At 37.7% G+C, this 19891-nt stretch carries 21 protein-coding genes; 15 read left to right on the forward strand and 6 right to left on the reverse strand.

Features of this window, described 5'->3' with window-relative positions:
* Positions 1-185: 185 nt before the first annotated feature.
* From KS419_RS16570 to KS419_RS16605, 8 genes are all read left to right on the forward strand, one after another.
* The gene (locus KS419_RS16570) at positions 186-1121 is read left to right on the forward strand and encodes a peptidase U32 family protein (protein ID WP_217067505.1); all 936 of its coding nucleotides are present in this window, start codon (positions 186-188) and stop codon (positions 1119-1121) included.
* Between the two features lie 21 nt (positions 1122-1142).
* Positions 1143-2432: a peptidase U32 family protein gene (locus tag KS419_RS16575; protein WP_217067550.1), complete on the forward strand. Its 1290-nt coding sequence runs from the start codon at positions 1143-1145 to the stop codon at positions 2430-2432.
* Positions 2432-3067, forward strand: coding sequence for a uridine kinase (udk, locus tag KS419_RS16580; protein ID WP_217067506.1), 636 nt, complete (start codon positions 2432-2434; stop codon positions 3065-3067). The genes KS419_RS16575 and udk overlap by 1 nt, the downstream gene beginning before the upstream one ends.
* Positions 3068-3355: 288 nt before the next feature.
* Complete coding sequence (greA, locus tag KS419_RS16585) at positions 3356-3829, forward strand: transcription elongation factor GreA (RefSeq protein ID WP_217067507.1); 474 nt, start codon at positions 3356-3358, stop codon at positions 3827-3829.
* 194 nt (positions 3830-4023) lie between these two features.
* Entirely contained in the window at positions 4024-4410 is a 387-nt protein-coding gene (locus KS419_RS16590; protein WP_217067508.1) for a GntR family transcriptional regulator, read from the forward strand.
* Complete coding sequence (locus tag KS419_RS16595) at positions 4410-5276, forward strand: ABC transporter ATP-binding protein (RefSeq protein ID WP_217067509.1); 867 nt, start codon at positions 4410-4412, stop codon at positions 5274-5276. The genes KS419_RS16590 and KS419_RS16595 overlap by 1 nt, the downstream gene beginning before the upstream one ends.
* Positions 5273-6535 (forward strand): ABC-2 transporter permease, encoded by a 1263-nt coding sequence (locus KS419_RS16600; protein ID WP_217067510.1) that lies wholly within the window; start codon positions 5273-5275, stop codon positions 6533-6535. Before KS419_RS16595 ends, KS419_RS16600 begins: the two co-directional genes overlap by 4 nt.
* Before the next feature lie 104 nt (positions 6536-6639).
* Positions 6640-7302 carry a YrrS family protein gene (locus KS419_RS16605; protein WP_217067511.1) on the forward strand — a complete coding sequence of 221 codons (663 nt, stop codon included), beginning with the start codon at positions 6640-6642 and terminating at the stop codon, positions 7300-7302.
* A 38-nt stretch (positions 7303-7340) separates the two neighbouring features.
* Here the strand turns inward: KS419_RS16605 and KS419_RS16610 are convergent, their stop codons facing one another.
* A complete protein-coding gene (locus KS419_RS16610) occupies positions 7341-7550 on the reverse strand; it encodes a DUF2536 family protein (protein ID WP_217067512.1) in 210 nt (69 codons plus the stop codon).
* 126 nt (positions 7551-7676) lie between these two features.
* On the opposite strand from KS419_RS16610, the gene mtnN reads away from it, so the two are divergent.
* The 3 genes from mtnN (at position 7677) to KS419_RS16625 (ending at position 10381) form a co-directional block, all read left to right on the forward strand.
* The gene (gene mtnN / locus KS419_RS16615) at positions 7677-8378 is read left to right on the forward strand and encodes a 5'-methylthioadenosine/S-adenosylhomocysteine nucleosidase (protein WP_217067513.1); all 702 of its coding nucleotides are present in this window, start codon (positions 7677-7679) and stop codon (positions 8376-8378) included.
* A 173-nt stretch (positions 8379-8551) separates the two neighbouring features.
* Complete coding sequence (locus KS419_RS16620; protein ID WP_217067514.1) at positions 8552-8773, forward strand: YrhC family protein; 222 nt, start codon at positions 8552-8554, stop codon at positions 8771-8773.
* Positions 8774-8890: 117 nt separating this feature from the next.
* Positions 8891-10381 carry an MDR family MFS transporter gene (locus KS419_RS16625; protein WP_217067515.1) on the forward strand — a complete coding sequence of 497 codons (1491 nt, stop codon included), beginning with the start codon at positions 8891-8893 and terminating at the stop codon, positions 10379-10381.
* Between the two features lie 24 nt (positions 10382-10405).
* Here the strand turns inward: KS419_RS16625 and KS419_RS16630 are convergent, their stop codons facing one another.
* Positions 10406-11017 (reverse strand): NUDIX hydrolase, encoded by a 612-nt coding sequence (locus tag KS419_RS16630; protein ID WP_217067516.1) that lies wholly within the window; start codon positions 11015-11017, stop codon positions 10406-10408.
* 215 nt (positions 11018-11232) lie between these two features.
* On the opposite strand from KS419_RS16630, the gene KS419_RS16635 reads away from it, so the two are divergent.
* From KS419_RS16635 to KS419_RS25660, 3 genes are all read left to right on the forward strand, one after another.
* Positions 11233-11475: an HPr family phosphocarrier protein gene (locus KS419_RS16635; protein WP_217067517.1), complete on the forward strand. Its 243-nt coding sequence runs from the start codon at positions 11233-11235 to the stop codon at positions 11473-11475.
* Between the two features lie 137 nt (positions 11476-11612).
* Complete coding sequence (locus tag KS419_RS16640; RefSeq protein ID WP_217067518.1) at positions 11613-13307, forward strand: glycoside hydrolase family 13 protein; 1695 nt, start codon at positions 11613-11615, stop codon at positions 13305-13307.
* Between the two features lie 97 nt (positions 13308-13404).
* Entirely contained in the window at positions 13405-13689 is a 285-nt protein-coding gene (locus KS419_RS25660) for a HesB-like (seleno)protein (protein ID WP_425514164.1), read from the forward strand.
* 28 nt (positions 13690-13717) lie between these two features.
* Here KS419_RS25660 and KS419_RS16650 read toward each other — a convergent pair whose 3' ends face one another.
* Positions 13718-14335: a class I SAM-dependent methyltransferase gene (locus KS419_RS16650; protein WP_217067520.1), complete on the reverse strand. Its 618-nt coding sequence runs from the start codon at positions 14333-14335 to the stop codon at positions 13718-13720.
* A gap of 429 nt (positions 14336-14764) precedes the next feature.
* Between KS419_RS16650 and sigK the strand changes: the two genes are divergently transcribed.
* Positions 14765-15484 (forward strand): RNA polymerase sporulation sigma factor SigK, encoded by a 720-nt coding sequence (gene sigK / locus KS419_RS16655; protein ID WP_217067521.1) that lies wholly within the window; start codon positions 14765-14767, stop codon positions 15482-15484.
* A 164-nt stretch (positions 15485-15648) separates the two neighbouring features.
* Here sigK and deoD read toward each other — a convergent pair whose 3' ends face one another.
* The 3 genes from deoD to KS419_RS16670 form a co-directional block, all read right to left on the reverse strand.
* Positions 15649-16353 (reverse strand): purine-nucleoside phosphorylase, encoded by a 705-nt coding sequence (gene deoD, locus KS419_RS16660; protein WP_217067522.1) that lies wholly within the window; start codon positions 16351-16353, stop codon positions 15649-15651.
* 125 nt (positions 16354-16478) lie between these two features.
* Positions 16479-17126 (reverse strand): TetR/AcrR family transcriptional regulator, encoded by a 648-nt coding sequence (locus KS419_RS16665; RefSeq protein ID WP_217067523.1) that lies wholly within the window; start codon positions 17124-17126, stop codon positions 16479-16481.
* 165 nt (positions 17127-17291) lie between these two features.
* On the reverse strand, positions 17292-19874 hold the full coding sequence (locus KS419_RS16670) for a CBS domain-containing protein (protein WP_217067524.1): 2583 nt from the start codon (positions 19872-19874) through the stop codon (positions 17292-17294).
* Between the last annotated feature and the right edge of the window lie 17 nt (positions 19875-19891).

A 19891-nucleotide genomic window follows, 5' to 3' on the forward strand; every position in this document is an offset into this window, starting at 1 on the left:
AGGCTCACGAGCGTAGGGCAGTGGAGGAATGACAACTAGAAGTGCGCTCTTAGACTTCGGTTGTCATTTCCGAAGTGCCCCGCAGCGAGTAGGCGGTGGAGCTGGACAATGCCCGAAGGTGCAAAAACTTATACTTTCTTTTAAAAAAGGATGATTTCTGAACATAGAGTAGGCAGGTGAATAATATGAAAAAGCCAGAATTGTTGGTTACTCCAACTAATGTAGATGATATAGAACCTCTCATTGAAGCAGGGGCTACTGCAATTATGATTGGAGAAGAGAAGTTTGGTTTACGTCTTGCAGGGGAATTTTCAAAGGAAGATGTGGAGAGGGCTGTAAATATTGCCCACAATAAAAAAGTGAAAGTATATGTTGCTATGAATGGGATATACCATAATGATATCCTTCCTTCGTTACCAGAGTATATTCAGTTTTTAAATAAGGTAGGTGTGGATTCGATTGTTTTTGGAGATCCGGCCGTTTTAATGGCAGCCCGAGAAGTGGGAGCGGTGAACAGGATGAAATTCCATTGGAACACAGAAACAACCGCTACAAACTGGTATACGGCAAATTATTGGGGCAGGAAAGGGGCAAGGCGTGCGGTACTTGCCAGAGAATTAAATATGGATTCCATTGTTGAAATTAAAGAAAATGCGGATGTGGAAGTTGAGGTACAAGTTCATGGAATGACTTGTATGTTCCAATCAAAACGGACACTTGTTGGAAACTATATGGAATTTCAGGGGAAGGATTTGAAAGTGGAAGGACGGAGTAAAGATCGGAGTCTTTTTCTCCATGATCCTGAACGGGATGCGAAATATCCCATTTGGGAAGATCAGAACGGGACTCATATTATGAGTCCGAAGGATATTTGTATTATTGACGAACTTGAAGAAATGATTGATGCCGAAATTGATTGTTTTAAGATTGATGGTATCTTAAAGGGCAGTGACTATCTCATAAAAGTAACTTCCTTATACAGGGAAGCAATTGATCTGTGCTTGGAAGACCGAGAAGCCTATGAAGACAAAAAGGAAGCTTATATAGAAACAATAAAAAGGATTCAACCGCCTAATCGAGATATAGACACCGGATTCTTTTTTAAAGAGACAGTTTATTAGAGGGGAGTGATAGTGATGGGGATGAGAATAAAAACAGATGAAATTTCAACCATTACACCTGATGGAAAACGTGTAATTACGAAAAAGCCTGAGCTATTGGCTCCGGCAGGAAATCTTGAAAAGCTTAAAATTGCAGTTCATTATGGAGCAGATGCTGTTTTTATTGGTGGTAGGGAATTCGGTTTGAGGTCGAACGCAGACAACTTTTCTATTGATGAGATGGCTGAAGGGGTTCAATTTGCTAAGAAATACAATGCTAAGATTTATGTGACAACTAATATATTTGCACACAATGAAAATATGGACGGGCTTGAGGATTATCTGAAAGATTTGGAGAGAGTAGGCATCTGGGGAATCATTGTTGCAGATCCTCTCATTATTGAAACATGCAAACAGGCTGCACCGAATCTGGAAGTTCATTTGTCAACTCAGCAATCTTTATCGAATTGGCAGGCAGTGAAATTTTGGAAAGAGGAAGGTCTGGAGCGGGTTGTTCTGGCAAGGGAAGTTGGATTAGAGGAAATGTTGGAAATGAAACGTCAAGTGGACATCGAAATTGAAACGTTTATCCACGGGGCAATGTGTATCTCCTATTCTGGTCGCTGTGTACTCAGTAACCACATGACTGCAAGGGATTCTAACCGTGGTGGATGCTGTCAATCTTGCCGCTGGGACTATTTCTTATACGAAGAAAGTGACAACAGTAAAGATCCTGCAGAAGAAGTCAAGTTATTTGAAGAAGAGGACGCTCCGTTCGCCATGTCTCCAAAAGATTTAAACCTGGTGGAGTCCATTCCAAAATTAATTGAGGCAGGTATTGACAGCTTAAAAATTGAAGGTCGCATGAAGTCCATTCATTATGTGGCAACGGTTGTAAGTGTATACCGTAAAGTAATTGACGCCTACTGTGCAGACCCTGATCATTTTGTCATTAATCCAGAATGGGTAGAGGAACTTGCAAAGTGTGCTAATCGTCCGACAGCTCCCGCATTTTTTGAAAATACGCCAGGTTTTAAAGAGCAGTTATTCCAAAACCACAGTCAAAAAACAGCATTTGACTTTGCAGGTCTTGTCCTGGACTTTGATAGTGATTCTGGTTTGGTGACACTTCAGCAGCGAAATCACTTCCGGCCAGGGGACGAGGTGGAATTCTTTGGTCCTGAAATTACTAATTTTCGTCAAACAGTTGAGAAGATTTGGGATGAAGATGGAAATGAACTTGATGCTGCACGTCATCCATTACAAATCGTGAAATTCAGGGTGAATAGTCCTGTATATCCTAATAATATGATGCGAAAGGAAACACTATAATGAATAAAAAGCCAATTATTATTGGAGTGGCAGGGGGATCAGGATCAGGGAAAACAACGGTTGCAAACTCAATTTACTGCAATTTTCGCGATCAGGATATACTTATGATTGAGCAGGATGCCTATTACAAGGATCAGACACATCTTCCAATGGAGGAAAGATTAAAGACAAATTATGATCATCCGCTGGCCTTTGATAATGATTTACTCCTTGCTCATCTGGAGAGGCTCATGAATCGGGAAACGATTGAAAAACCTATTTATGATTATGCTAACCATACTCGTGCTACGGAAGTAAAACAGGTGGAACCGCGCGATGTTATCATCCTGGAAGGGATATTAATTTTGGAAGATAAGCGATTACGTGATATGATGGATATTAAATTATATGTGGACACGGATTCTGACGTGAGAATTATTCGCCGTCTTATTCGTGACATTAAGGAACGGGGGAGATCAATCGACTCTGTCATTGATCAATATATTTCCGTTGTTAGGCCCATGCATCTTCAGTTTATTGAACCAACGAAACGGTATGCAGATGTTATTATTCCAGAGGGTGGCCAAAATCAGGTTGCTATCGATTTAATGGTAACAAAAATAAAAACGGTTCTTGAAGAAAAGTCCATTTTGTAATAGCATAAGAGAAGTAATAAAAAACGCCTGTAGAAACGGCAATCTTATTTATTCAATATGAAACGAGTATTCAGCGCCCCAACACCTCCCCCATCACTTTTACATTGTAAAAGGATAAGGGAATAAATGTTGGGCGCTGACATTTATATAAAAGTGGTTATTACTCATTTTTCCCAAACAGATTCATATGGTTCAAATAAACCGTTTCTCATTAAGCGAACATCGTCGAGTGCTTAAATAAAAGTGTAAGCGCTCGCTACAGAAGAATAGTCGAAGGAGTGAAGGGATATGACAGAAGAAAAACACTATATGACTTTAGAAGGAAAGGCGAAGCTGGAGAAGGAACTTGATTTTTTAAAAACGGAAAGACGTAAGGAAGTTGTTGAACGAATAAAAGTGGCCCGCAGCTTTGGGGATCTTTCGGAAAACTCGGAATATGACTCTGCTAAAGAAGAACAAGCTTTTGTGGAAGGCCGCATAAATCAATTGGAAAAAATGATCCGTAATGCTGAAATCATTTCAGAGGACAACTCTGATCCATCAACCGTTTCCCTTGGTAAGACAGTAAAGTTTATGGAATTACCAGATGGTGAAGAAGAGAGCTATACGATAGTTGGACGTGCTGAAGCTGATCCCCTTGATGGGAAAATTTCAAACGATTCTCCAATGGCGCAGAGTTTAATGGGTAAGAAAATAGGGGATAAAGTGTCCGTATCCACTCCTGGTGGCGATATGGAAGTTGAAATACTGGAAGTAAAATAATCATTAGAACTAATAGTAGGGCTCTTCGTAGGCTGCCATGTAATTGATGGCCTATGGAGGGTTTTTTTTGTTTTGGTGAAATAAATCCAAAAAAATGGTTGTAATAAGAGCACACTTTTATATATACTGTATATAAACAATATATACAGTAATCACAGGTAATCCAGTTAAGAATCGAGGTGATGAACATTGTCATGTGGATCCATTTGAATAATGAGGATTCGAGGCCACTTTATGTTCAAGTAAAAGAGCAGCTTATGAGGGATATTTTAAATGGTTCTTTAAAACCAGGGGAAGAACTCCCCTCTATTCGAAAGCTGGCGAAAGAGGCAAAGACAAGTGTAATTACCGTAAAGAGGGCTTATCATGATTTAGAGCTTGAAGGCTACATTTATACTAGAGCGGGAAAAGGAAGTTTTGTAAAACAACAAAATGAAGAAGAACAGAGAATTCAAAAGGTAAAAATGTTCACACAAAAGGCGGAAGAACTTATCCATTTTGGTAGAACACAACATCTGTCAGACGAAGAAATGAAAACGGCTCTTTTAAGCTGTTTTCGTGAAGAAAGGGGTAAGGAGTGATGGAAGTAATCATTGAATTACGAAATGGCATTACAAAATATAAGAATTTCCAGTTAGGCCCGATGGATCTTCAATTGTCCACTGGTGTGATTACAGCACTAATTGGAAGAAACGGTGCAGGAAAAACGACTTTATTGGAAGGGTTAAGTGGACTTTCACCATTTCAAAAGGGGGATGTTTACTATTATGGGACCCCAATTAATTTTCTGGAACCAGAAATAAGAACCAAAATGACTTACATTTCGAATGATATCCAAATGTACAGTGATTATTCTGTTAAACAGGCGATCGAATTTGTGTCAACATTACATAAAAATTGGGATACGAGTTGGGTGAATCATTGGTTGACCGTGTTTCAGATTCGGGCAAGTGTACAGATTCATCAACTATCAAAAGGGATGAAAATGAAATTAAATTTAATATTAGGTTTAGGGCACCGGCCAGACGTTGTTTTTCTCGACGAACCAACAGATGGACTAGACAGCATTTCTCGTCAGCAATTTTTTAATTTACTTCAAGAATACGTTGAGCAGGAAGAATGCACGGTTGTGATGTCTACTCACTATACAAAAGAAGTGGAAGGAATATGTGATCATGTAATATTTTTAAAAAATGGGATGCTTTCTTTAGTAGGTGAAGTAGAGGAAATGAAGGAAAGTTACCATGTTTTTTCAGTGCCTCCCAAAGAAGACTTGTCAGGAGTAAAAGGGATAGAATCGTTTACGACCACTTCCGTTGAAACAAAAGGTGTTATTCAGTCACAAACAGTTGCCACTCTTCCAAACCATGCTGTCATCAAAAAACCTTCACTGGATGATATTTTTCAGTATGTGGTGGAAAATGAGGAAGGGGGAGAATGGTCTTGACTAAATTAAATACGTTGGAACTTATGAATTTGTCATTTCTTAGGGGTATACGAGTGATTCCACTAATAAAACGGGATATCCTATCCACTAAAAACGTCTGGTTATTTGTCATATTGGCTGTAGGAGGTGTTTGGGCATTTATTTATTATTTTACTTTGACAAGAATTACAGATTTAAATGACTTTCTAGTTATTCCAGGATTTGTTATTGTGTTCTTGGGGTATGGTCTCGTGGCCCATATCTGCCGGGTGGAAGATTTAAATCGGGTGAATAAACGGATGATTCAATTACCCGTGGATTATAGAATACTTATTTTATCCCGTTATGGTAGTTCTTTTCTATTAATAGGGATGGTGTTGCTTGCAAACTGTGTTCTCTATTTCTTGCTCTATATCCTAGCAGGATCAGAGAGGGTTCAAACAGGTAATTTCAGTAACTATTTTTTTATTGTATTTCACTTGTTACTCGTCATCATCTCCATTTACATTCCGTTTTATTTTTCAAAGAACAGTAATGTTGCAACATGGGGAATGAGAATTTCAACCTTGGTCTGGTTGATTTATATGTTTTTTTTACCATCTGTATATTTTCAATGGACACATCAACAATATGTGCCCGAAATATATTATGAGCGTCTTGGCATTTATTTAACTCTCGTTTCTATTGTAGTCCTCATTTTATCTTATTATATTTCATTATGGTGCTATCGCTTAAAGTGGAGAAACAAAGGAAGTTTTTTACCCCTTGGAAATCTCGTCATCTGCATTGCTGTATTATTTATGGGGGCTGCAAAACTGGCGGAGGTAAACACTTTTACAACAGTGAAAAACACATTGCATGAAATCAAGGTGGAAGGGGTTCATGTAGAAGCTTTTCCCACTGACACAGTAGATGGATTGGAACAATATCGCATTTTTATTTTTCCTGAGTTTTCAAGTAATCAATTATCTTTGTATCGAGATTGGCAATATGTTGAACGGGGATTAATCATCGTTACCGTCACAGGTACGACTTCAGATTATTTAGGATTACATGGGTTCTCAATTCCAATGGAAACGGCTTTTAGTTTAGGGTCATATAGAGGAATTCATGATGGTCGGGAACACTTTGTTACTGAATCTGAGGCTCCAGTATTATTGTCGGAAGAGGAGAAAAAAAGCTTTCTCACTCACTTTGACGAGAGTGATTTCATCTTCGAATTGGAAAGTCGATGGTTAGATGGAAAAATTGAAATGGATTGGATTCAAGAAGATAAATAGGAATTACCTACGGACAAAGAATTAATTGTAATCTCGAATTTCTTCCATGCATAGATTATAATAAAGTAGGACAAGGGTAAAATGTTCAAAGGAGGAACTTATAGATGAGTTATGGAAGTTACGGACCACGAAGATCCGATATGCAGAAGGAAAAACGTAAGAATATATGGTTAAATGTAGGGATTGGAATAGTAGTAGTGGCAATCGTGTTTGTTTCTGCCAGTCTCATTTTTGGTGGTGGAAGTTCAGAACCTGCTTCAGGAGATGATCTGGATCGTGATGAGCAGAACCAGGCGGATATGGCAACGGAAGAGGAACAAGAAGAAAGTGCGGAAGACACAGACCAAGAGGAACAGGTAGACAATGAGCCATCTGATTCTGAATCTGAAAATAATGATGAAAATCCCGCTCAGAACAGTACTGATGAGGACAATTCTTCCGATTCCACTTCCTTAGAATTTGATGGAGAATGGCAACCGGTTGGAACAATGCAGGAGGAACCATTCCAATTGTCCAGTGAAAAATTTAGTAAAGAGCATATTAACTGGGAAGAGATGACTATTGCATTCATGTATGCTACAGGTATTGATGAGGAAGATATCATTGTATGGCGAGTAAATAACGGTGGTGACATGCAAAGTGTGGAAGGCTGGGTAGGTGCATGGGAACATCGTGATAATCCCTATAAAGTCCGTCTCGAATGGGTTACAAACGAAGGATGGGTACCAGTTTCGGTAGAAGAGCAAGATGAAAATCCATTCCGATGATACGGTTAATGAAAATAAAAACGCATCAATGTGCGTTTTTATTTTTTTGTTTTAAAGTGGACAACAGCAGAATAATGTCTTTTCCCCGATTGGGGATCAATAGCCACTTGATGAGATACATGATGAACAGTAAGCATAATGGCTTGATTGTCTTCCACTTTCTTTGAAATCTGTCTTTCTAATTGCTCCAAACTCCCGGATTCAAAAAACTCCACCTTATCCTCTAGGGGACTAGTATGAAGAAGCATTAGTATCACCTCTTTTTGATCAATATGTATATCATATTAAATTTATGGTATTATGACAAATGAGTGAATGGTGTAGAAAAAAAGTATTGAGGATAATAATGCTTTATATAGAAAAGAGGTTTGGATATGAGAATCGGAATTATTGGTGCGATGGAAGAAGAAGTGGAACTCTTAAAAGGGAAAATGAATTCCCCTGAAAAGCAACTCATAGCCAGTTGTGAGTTTTACCTAGGTAAATTAGAAGGGGTAGAAGTCGTACTGTCTAAATCTGGAATCGGAAAAGTAAATGCTGCCATTTCAACTACTTTAATGAACCAGCTTTACCAACCAGATTATATTATTAATACGGGTTCTGCAGGTGGATTTCATCAAGAATTAGCGGTTGGGAATATCGTCGTTTCCACCGAAGTACGATATAATGACGTGGATGCCACCGTGTTTGGATATGAATTTGGACAGGTTCCTAGAATGCCTGCTTTTTACACTCCAAATAGGGACCTTGTGGAAATGGCAATGGAATGTGCTAAAGAAGTTGATGTTAAGTCAGTAACGGGATTAATCATATCCGGAGATTCTTTTATGAGTGATCATGATCGGGTGGAAGAACTACGTAAGAAGTTTAAAGAACCTTATTGTTCCGAGATGGAGGCAGGAGCGATCGCACAGGTTTGTCATCAGTTCCAATGTCCATTCGTGATCATTCGTTCATTATCAGATATTGCAGGACAGGATGCCAAAGTCTCCTATGACCAGTTTTTAGAGAAGGCTTCTGTGAACTCTGCAAATTTAGTGTTATTAATGTTAGAAGAACTGAGGAAAAAAGAATAGGAACGTTTCCGGAGATGTATTTAAAAATATTGAATACATCTCTTATTATTCCATCCAAAGGTAATTATTACTACATCTCGCGCATTCATTATTATGGTATAATATTATTCGTGGTTTAACATTCATCTATCTATTGATAATTAGAAGAGGTGAGTTTAATGGATGATAAAAAAATGATAGATTTAAAGAATAAAGTAATAGATCTAAAGCGATTTGCTTTTATTTTATTAGCGTTAAGCGGCTTTTTAAGTGTAGGTCTTGTATTGCCAAATGAGACGATTACAGCGGAACAACAAGGAATGATAGTAGGATTAATTGGTATCTTATTACTTTCTGCTTTTTTCATTCACCGATCAGCAATGACTACACAACGTATTATTAATGAAGAAAGATAATACCAAATCTATAACACACTTTCCAAATGGAGAGTGTGTTTTTTGCTAGATTGTACTATATAATAAGTAGATTAGAGGAAGTAAAAGTATATCTAGTACATAAGCGGAGTGAATATTATGAATACAAAAAGACCATTCGTTTTAGCTGCTGTTATGCTAGGCATGTTTATGGCAGCCGTGGAAGCAACGATCGTTGCAACTGCAATGCCAAGTATTGTATCAGACCTTGGGGGATTTTCCTTATTTAGCTGGGTATTCTCCTCTTATTTACTGATGCAAGTTGTAATGATTCCCATTTACGGAAAGCTTTCTGATATGTTCGGCAGAAAAATAATCTTCTGTATTGGAATATCTATTTTCCTTGTTGGTTCTTTTTTATGTGGACTGTCTACCACTATTGAGTTTTTAATACTAAGCAGGTTTATTCAAGGTATTGGGGCAGGTGCAGTTCAGCCAATTGCAACAACCATCGTTGGAGATATTTATACAAAGGAAGAGCGTGCCAAGATTCAAGGATATCTAGCCAGTGTGTGGGGAATTTCTTCTGTAATGGGTCCAGTACTTGGGGGCATCTTTGTGGCAGTTGCCCATTGGAAATGGGTATTTTGGGTTAATATCCCCTTCGGAATTATTGCAATGATTGGCGTCATTATCTTCCTTCACGAAGAGGTGGAGAAACAAACAAAGAAAATTGATTATATTGGATCAGGATTACTACTTGTAACTGTAAGTGCATTAATGATTGTCTTTATACAAGGTGGCGTGTATTGGTCATGGACATCACCACAAATTATTTCATTAATGTTATTAGTTGTCGTTGCTTTTTTCTTATTTTTATACCAGGAAAAGCGTGCGGAGGATCCAGTAATGTCGTTGTCCATATGGCGGCATAAGTTAATAGCAACTGCTAATGTTGCGTCTTTAACACTTGGGGCAATGTTGATTGGGGTCTCCAGTTTTCTCCCGACATATGTACAAATCGTCTTGGATCAACCAGCAGTGATTGCGGGATTTACCTTAACGATGGTAAGTATTGGATGGCCGATCTCTTCCACTTTGGCAGGGCGGTGGATCATTACAAAGGGAACTTGGAAAACAGCCATGTACGGAGGAGTTTCCATCCTAATTGGATCTATTTTATTTCTTACATTATCTATTGTTCAACATCCTCTTTGGGCAGGAGCAGGTTCTTTTTTCCTTGGTGCAGGAATGGGATTTTCAACAACAACATTTATTGTAAGTATTCAAAGTACGGTATCTTGGCGTCTAAGGGGAGTTGCAACGGCATCCAATATGTTTATGCGTCTGTTAGGTAGTGCCCTTGGAGTTGCCATGCTTGGTGGGATTTTAAACACTAGAATGAAGCAATATCTAGAAGGTGTTATGGAAGGGGAGGACTTTACAATAAAACCTTCTTTGGATGTCGTGAACCTATTGTTAGATCCAATTGGGAGGGAACAGTTTACAGTGAGGGAAAGGGAATTGATCGAAGAAGGGCTTACGAGCTCTCTTAACAGTGTTTATGTGGGGGTTTTTATTCTTGCTTTAATAAGTTTTTTCCTCATTATTAATTTGCCTAAAAATGAATCTAATGATTTGGATAAATAGTGTGATGAGAGTATGGGGGTTAACTTATACCCCCGTTTTGCTTTTTTTTATCTCATCCATCACATGAGTGAGGATCCTCGCAGTGAGTCCCCAAATAACCTTTCCATCATATTCGTAAAACTGCTCGGTAACTTTACTTGTTCTCCAATTATAATTTTCACCATTTGGGATAAGGTGATATGGAAACTCTTTCTCAGGTTGAACTTGCAAATAAATATAATGTTCCTGTGGGGCCGTTTTTAAGAAGTAGGAAACAGGAACATAAAAAATTTCTTTCACCTCTGCGTCATTTTTTTTAAGTGGGGCATCAGAATGAATCATCCCTAAAAATGGGTATAGAATTATCTGGAATGGAGTAATTAAATAATCCAATTCTCCAATTACTTGTGTGTCGGAAGGCACTACTCCTAGTTCTTCACATAACTCCCTAGTTGCTGCCTGTTCGTAAGAAGCGTCTGTTGAGTCAACTTTGCCCCCTGGAAAACAAACTTCACCAGGTTGTCGTATATTTTGAGCACGCACTTCGAAAACGAAATGTAACACCCCATTTCGTTTGATCAAGGGTACAAAGATGGCAAAATGTTTATATAATTCATGTTCTAATATATTTGCTTTTCTTGCCTGAAAATGATTCATAAGATATGGTAGGTCCCCAAGGTTCACTGATTTCACCCCACTAAATAATAAGTAATGTTAGGTTTTTCTCCTAAGTTTACGAAAAGAGCCTAATTTAATAGTATCAAATGTTTTTTTCTTTTTCATGAAAATGTTTCAATTTCATGAAATAATTGTATTATTAGTAACTTAAACTTATAATAAAATTATAAAGGTAAATAGAGGAGGCGGTTATAATGAAACTAACTGTTAAACGACCTATTTTTGCAGAATCTGCTAGTAAATTTGTTAACACAGCAAGTAAGTATTCTGCCACTATTCTTATTAAGAAGGATCATTGGGTGGTAGATGCAAAAAGTTTACTGGGTGTTTTAGCACTATCTTTACAACCAGGGGACGTTGTGGAATTTACGATGGATGGGGAACAGGACGAAGGGTTTTTGGATGAAGTTGTTACCTCTGGTTTATTTGACAAATAATGTAAAATAAAAAGCTGCTACCTAAGTAAAGGTAACAGCTTTTTTTCCTTAGTATAGCTAATTTTCTTATCATCCTACATGGTCATCGGTTCGAAGGTATGGATGGAAAGAGTGATGATAAAGAAGGGGGAAGTTTTATGGTTCAACAAAAGAAATGGTGGAAGGAAAGTGTAGTTTATCAAATCTATCCTAGGAGTTTTTATGATAGTAATGGGGATGGCATAGGAGACTTAAATGGAATAACAGAAAAATTGGATTATTTAAATGCATTGGGAATAGATGTGATTTGGCTGTCTCCAGTTTATGATTCTCCAAATGATGATAACGGATATGATATTCGAGATTATCAAGCGATCATGACTGAATTCGGTACAATGAGTGACTGGGAAAGATTGGTCGAGGAAATACATAAACGTGAAATGAAATTGATGATGGATCTTGTAGTGAACCATTCTTCTGATGAGCATCATTGGTTTATGGAAGCGAGAAAATCAAAAGATAACCCGTATCGAGATTATTATATATGGCGTCCCGGTAAAGCTGATGGCACAGAACCGAACAACTGGGAATCTGCTTTTAGCGGTTCAGCATGGGAGTATGATGAAGTAACTGATGAATATTATTTACACTTGTTTTCCAAAAAACAGCCTGATTTAAATTGGGAGAATCCTCAACTCCGTCATGATATTTATTCCATGATGAAATGGTGGCTTGATAAGGGAGTGGATGGTTTCCGAATGGATGTTATTAACTTTATTTCCAAGGTACCAGAACTCCCTGATGGAGCTAATCCAAAAGGAAAGAAGTATGTTTCTGGCGGAGAGTATTATATGTATGGACCTAGAATACATGAGTTTCTACGTGAAATGAATCAAAAGGCGTTAAAGGGTTATGATGTCATGACTGTTGGGGAAATGCCGGGTGTAACTCCAGAACAAGCGGTTAAATATACTAAGGAGGATCGGGAAGAGGTTAATATGGTATTTCAATTTGAGCATGTGGATCTTGATTCAGGCCCGGAGGGTAAATGGGATTTACGCCCACTTCCACTAAGAGATTTTAAAAATAACTTAACCAAATGGCAAAAGGCATTGGATAGAGAAGGATGGAACAGTTTATATTTAAATAATCATGATCAACCGAGAATGGTTTCCCGATTTGGTAATGATAAGGAATACCGAGTGGAATCTGCAAAAATGTTGGCAACACTCCTTCATATGATGAAAGGAACACCATATATTTACCAAGGGGAAGAAATAGGTATGACAAATGTGCAATTTGATAGCATTAAGGACTATAAAGATATTGAAACAATAAATATGTATGAAGAAAAGCTCCAAGAAGGAATTGTCCATGAAGAGTTAATGAAACGTATATATGTTAAAGGGCGTGACAATGCAAGAACTCCTGTTCAATGGGATAATACCAGGCACGGTGGGTTCACTACAGGGGATCCATGGATATCAGTAAATCCAAATTATGATGAAATAAATGTGGAAAAGGCACTTGAAGATAAGAACTCTATTTTTTATTATTATCAACAACTGATTAATTTGCGGAAAACACATCCAATCATTGTTTATGGAAGTTATGATCTGATTTTAGATGACCATGAATCGATTTTCGCTTATAAAAGAATGCTAGGGGATGAATCATTATTTGTTTATTGCAATTTCTCACAGGAAGAATTTCAAGTGGATATGCCGAGTGACACTGTACAAGCTAAAAAAGACATTCTAATCTCAAATTATCCTACTAATAAAATTGAGGGGGACTATGTCCTCTTAAAACCTTATGAGGCAAAAGTTATTCACTGTAGAGAGAAAGTCTGAAGTAAGACAGATCCTAAACAAGTTAATTGTCAAATTCTCTAATTGTTGTTAAGATATTTTAGGAATAGACAAGGTCTTTACTAATGAGGTGATAAAGTTGAACATATCTGATAACGCGAAAGAATTTATTCAAGAAGTTATGGAAGAGCATGGGGTGACTACAATCAAAGTCTTTTTTGCTGGAATGGGCTGAGGTGGTCCCCAATTGGGTCTGTCTCTGGATGAGACAGCAGAAGATGATATCATAGAAGTAATTAATGGCATATCTGTGGCATTTGATCCCATGATTCATTCCCACACAAAGGAATTAACGCTGGAATTAAAAGTAACCCCTGAAGGGAAGGGGTTAATGATAACAGGTAATGAATCGGACTGTTGCTAAAAGGTTGCTGCCCTGTGGCAGCAGCCTTTTATGTTTCTTTTTTTGCAACTGCAATACCGATAGGGTAATATCGGTCTTTCCTTGGGTGTTCAAACATTACTCCCCTTTGGAAATAAAATTCCACTGTCTCAAACGAAAGAAAAAGTTCCTTAAACTCCTGAACAGTTAATTGATGATAATGGAACGGCTCTTTTGAAGGTTTTCCCCTTCCTTGCCCAAACGGTGTGGATAAAATAAGTGTTCCCCCTGGATTTAGTAATGCCGTAATTCGTTCCATAAATGTTATGTCATCTTCCACATGCTCGATCGTCTCAAAGCTGACAATGGTATCAAATGTACCTATTTCGTCTTTTAATTTGGGGTTCATGATATCGCCTTGTCTGTAGGTGAGGAGTGGATGATAATAGTTTTTGATCGCATAATCAATGGCATCATGGGATATATCTGCTGCGGTTAGCCCACTGATCTCCTTTTTCCGCGCTTTCGCTAACATTTTACTTCCATATCCGGAACCACATGCGATATCTAATACACGCCCACTCACAAAAGGCTCTGCAAAATAATACCTGGCAATATGTTCTAATAACATCCCATTCATGGGATTCATTTTTTCGGGAATAACCCGTTCTCCAGTATACTCTAACATGTACTTCACCGCTTATTTGTATAATATTGTACATGTGAATTATATCATTTTTTTAAAGGAGATAAAGATAACGTAAATTATTTCCCGAAGGCTCTCTTCGCATAGATTGTTGTTTTAAATAAAAATTTTTGCTTGGATACACTACATGCGGACGCTTTCCGCGGGCACGGCCTCAGCCTCCTAGACGAAAACCGTGTCTGCGGGGTCTTCACCTCGCGCTGTTCCCGCTGGAGTCGCCGCCTTTCACTTCTCCAAGCTTTACTCAAAAAGCAACAAAGTTAACGAAAAGATCCTTCCCGAAAAATGATTGTGTTAAACCTAAAATGGGACATTTCAATATTATTCTTAATTGATTAATTAAGACAGACACAGACATCCCCTTGGGCGCATATAGATGAGGTACGATGCCCAAAACGGAGGTGTATGTGCATGTCCAGTATGATTGCAGGGATCGCCCATATCGTTAAAGAATTATTAGTCTTTGTATCTTTTGTAAAGAATAACGCATTCCCGCAGCCGCTGAAAGCTAAGGAAGAGCAAGAGTACATTAAGCGTATGAATGAAGGGGACGAGGAAGCCAGAAACTTGCTTATTGAACATAATTTGAGACTCGTGGCTCACATCGTCAAAAAATTTGAGAACACTCGTGAAGAAAACGAGGACCTCATCTCCATTGGAACCATCGGGTTAATTAAGGCAATTGAAAGCTATTCTCCAGGAAAAGGTACGAAACTTGCGACGTATGCCGCAAGGTGCATTGAAAATGAAATACTTATGCATCTTCGTGCCCTGAAAAAAGTCAGGAAAGATGTTTCTTTACATGACCCAATTGGTCAAGATAAGGAAGGAAATGAAATTAGTCTCATTGATGTACTCCAGGCGGAAACGGATGATGTAGTTGAAACCATCCAATTGAATATGGAAAAAAAGCAAATTTATCAATACATCCATGTGTTGGATGAAAGGGAAAAGGAAGTAGTAGTTGGGCGTTTTGGTCTCGATTTGAAAAAGGAAAAAACTCAGCGAGAAATTGCGAAAGAATTGGGAATTTCCAGAAGTTACGTATCGAGAATTGAAAAAAGGGCATTGATGAAGTTGTTTCATGAATTTTATCGGCATCAAAAAAATGCTTATCGAACTAGTGAATAAAAAGCATAAACAACGAAGGGTCCACCGAACAAGGTGTGCCCTTTTTGTATAAACTAACTAACGTTAAAAAAACGAGGATTGTTAAGAGAGAGTATTAGATTAATAAAAGCTGTCCCAAAAAGAATAGTAGTCACTCTTTTCGGCCAGCTTTTATTAATGAGATATTAGGATATGGCAGCCTCAAGGGCTACTTTTACCATGTCGTTAAAGGTTTCCTGACGTTCCATAGATGTTGTTTCTTCTCCGGTAATTAAATGATCACTTACTGTTAGCACCGATAAGGCATTGACACCAAAACGGGAAGCGATTGTATAAAGTGCCGATGTTTCCATTTCAACTGCTAATACTTGATGATCCGCTAGAATCTTTACGATCTCTTTGTCATCATTATAAAAGACATCACTTGTATAGACACTGCCCACATTGACATTCATGTTTTGTTTAACAGCACCTTCATAAGCCTTTTTCAATAATTCAAAACTGGCTGTTGGTGCAAAATCCAAATTTTTAAAGTAGCGGCGGTTCACTCCTGAATCAGTGGAGGCACTCATTGCAATGATGACGTCCCTTACGTTAACTTCTTTTTTTAATGCACCACATGTCCCAACACGAATGAGATTTTTTACGCCGTAACTGTTAATCAATTCGTGGGTATAGATGGAAATAGATGGGACCCCCATCCCTGTCCCCTGAACAGATATTTTCTTACCTTTATATGTTCCGGTAAATCCGAGCATCCCCCGAACTTCATTGTAACACTTACTATTTTCCAGAAAGTTTTCTGCTATGTATTTTGCCCTTAGGGGATCACCAGGAAGTAAAATAGATTCTGCAACTTCCCCAGACTTGGCACCTATATGTACACTCATATTCAACACCCTTTCAAGTGATTTTACAATTTGATAAGTACAACTTATCATATTAAATGTTAATTCGCAAAAGAGTACAAAAGAACTTTCCAATAGTACAATGGAAAGTTCTTAAAGTTATCTCTTTATCGCTTAATCCCGTTTAGAATAATATCAACCATTTCATTAATCTCCTTATCATCATCCCGTGGATACTGGTCAGGAAAGTAACTTGACAGAATAAAATATCCGAGCAATTGACTCATTAATATTCTGCTTACAGTTGTTACACTCATTTTTTTAATATGTTTTTTTTCTATTTGCTCCATAATCATTTGCTCTAGGGAAGGAAAGACGGTTTCAGTCATTAATTTTTGAATCGATTTTTGCAATTCTGGGTAATAGATAGATTCTAAGATGATAATCTTTAGTAGCCCTTTATTGTCGTCCAGCAAACTTAAACGGGTAGAAAAAAAATGTTTTAGTTCATATTTTAATGTGCTGGATTTTGGGGCATTTGATTTAGAAAACATCTCAGTAATGATAGGTTGAAAAAATGATAAAATAAGTGGTGGTAAAAGGGCTAATAGCAAATCTTTTTTTTTGGGATAGTACCGGAACAATGTTCCTTCTGAAACACCTGCTTCTTTAGCAATCTCACTCGTTCGACTGGCACGAAAACCTTTCTCTGACATAATGCGAATAGCTGCAATTAAAATTTTTTTTTCTTTGTCACTTACATTGTCGTCCATATTTATGATAGTCTCTTCCTCTACGGTTTTCACAATTTCCATTTCACATCCCCTTTTTACAGTTATTGTATGCAAGTTATATTACTGCAATCATATTTGATAGAATAGAAGTTGTCAAAAAACTTCGTCTATTTATTAGTTACCCTCTTTTTCAAATAAAAAACAACAGAATCATGAAGGAGTCTGTTGTAAATGAAATAAATGGACTTATATATCATTCCTAGAGATTAAATGTTCTATTATCTCTTTTGACGTTATCTTTGGATTATTTAACTGTATTTTTTCAGATTCTAATAATAGTTTCCTAAAATGGGGACCAGGATCAAAACCATTTTCTATAAGATCTTCTCCAGTAATAATAGATGTTAGTTTTTCCCTGGCAATTAAATAGTCACAGCCTTGTGTCAAAACGTTTGGATAAAGGGAAAAATAGGAAATCAAAACTTCCACCTCGAACTCTGAAAATACTTCATGCCATTCATCTTTAGTAGCATGATAACTCCAGTCTAGTAGGGGGTCGCTTTTTAGGAGAAGCTGTAGGTTGCTCAATAATTTCATATCTTCTTTGGTTAGACAATATTTCTCCACTTCCATCCAACTTTTATTTTTAATAGTTGTCAGAAATAACACATAAATGATCCATAAAGAATTATTTACTTGCACCTCAGATTTCTTGATTCGATATACAGCATCATACAAACGTTTTATTCTTTGCAGGATAATAGTTTCAGTATCCGTATCTTTAATTAAAAAAGGGAGCAAGCCAAGTTTTACAAAGCGTTTCACACTAAAAAGGGGGTTTTCTTCCATGAATAAACGTGATAGTTCATTGGCAATACGGGATTTAGAGACGGACAAGAGGTTGTTGGCAGACTCCACAGCTAAAGCTTCCGTTTGTTGATCCATGGCATAGTGAAATCGACTTTCAAACCGTATTGCACGTAATATTCTAGTGGGATCTTCCACGAACGAGAGATTATAAAGAATTCTTATTTGACGTTGTTTTAAGTCCTCAAATCCATGGAAATAATCAATCAGTTCTCCGAATTCATCTCGATGGAGGCAGATGGCCATTGCATTAATGGTAAAATCACGTCGGAATAAGTCTTCTTTAATGGTGGACAGTTCTACCTTCGGCAATGCAGCAGGAAAATCATAATATTCCGTTCGGGCACTTGTAAGGTCCACTTTAAAAGCATAGGAATACTTCCAGGTTGCGGTCCGGAACTCTTCGTGGGAACGTACATGACCACCATATTTTTGTTGCAGATGATCTGCAAGGGTAATACCATCCCCTTCCACAACGATATCCATATCTTCATTTTTTCGAGACATTAATAAATCCCTAACCATCCCACCAATTAAATAAGCTTTCATTCCTAAACTATCTGCTTCTTTTCCAATAAAAGTAAGTAATTCATACGCTTCAGGAGAGAGTTGTTTCTCCATGTTATCTTTCATTTGTCGCTTTAATGGAACTTTTGTACTTGATATTCGTTCGTAAGGTATATTTCCATGCATGACAGAAATAACGTCTGTTCTGGAGACAATACCAACTAATTCTCCCCTGTCAATTACAGGTAACCTTCCAATTTGTTTTTCTATCATAAATTCCTGTATGGTTTCCAAAGATTCATCAGGGTTTATCACTATTGGCTTTCGGCTCATATATCCTTTCACAGGAGCGTGTCCTAAATGATGATGTAACGCTTTGTCAACGTCCCTTCTGGAAATGATCCCGATTAGTTTCTCGTCATCTACTACTGGAAATCCAGTATGTCCATAGCGGTAAAGCATCTTGGAGGCTACTTCTATGCTTGTTTCAGGAGATACTACTCTAACTGGACTTGACATAATATCTGCCGCTGTAATAGATGGTTTAATAGCAGATGGAATCAACTCCTTAATAACAGGAAGAACTTCAGAGATAGTTACTGATTTTTTCATCGCGGAAGCAGCTTTTGAATGTCCCCCACCTCCCAACCTCTGAATAACAGGTAATACACTAACTCTATCGGAGGCGGACCTTGCAGTAATAAATAGTTTCTCCCCCATCTTAACAATGGAATAGGCTGCATCTGTGCCGGTAATTTCCATTAACTTTCTCGTTATGGAAGCGAGATGTCCGGTATAAAACTTTTGATCGAACGTAGCAAGGAGTATTAATAATCCATCGATAGAAAGTGTTTCACATTGGTCTAATAAATTTTGTAAGAGGTGTTGGGCATCTTTCGTTAAGCTGGCATCTTTATATTGTCCGATCACATTTAAGTTTGCACCTTTCTCCATGCACCAGGCAGCAGCTAATAAGTCTCTGGAGGATGTTTGATTATATGTAAAGGAACCAGTATCAGAATAAATACCTAATGCAAAAATCGTGGCTTCAAAAGGAGTGATCTCTACTTGCTTTTTTTGCATTTCCTCAATTAGTAATGTGACGGTTGCCCCCACGGATGTTATGATACTTTTCTCCGCTATAACAGTATCTTCAGAATGTGGATGGTGGTCGTATACAATGAAGTTCATGTGGGAGTGGATGTATTGTTTTATGTCACCTGTCCTGGAGATGACGTTCGTATCAACTAAAATAACCGTGGAAACAAGATTCCAATCTATATCTTTTCTTCGTTTAAATGGAAATGTATCTTTGTAGATCGCTAAAAAATATTCCACATCTGGACTAAGTTTTGCAGGGACAAGCATTTCTGCCTGTGGATATAGTCTTTTTGCAGCTACCATGGAAGCCAATCCATCAAAGTCTAAATTGGTGTGGGAAGCAATAATCTGCACTGTAATTCCTCCTTTCT

Origin of the sequence: Evansella tamaricis (assembly GCF_019042215.1) — a bacterium.
GTDB lineage: Bacteria > Bacillota > Bacilli > Bacillales > Salisediminibacteriaceae > Evansella > Evansella tamaricis.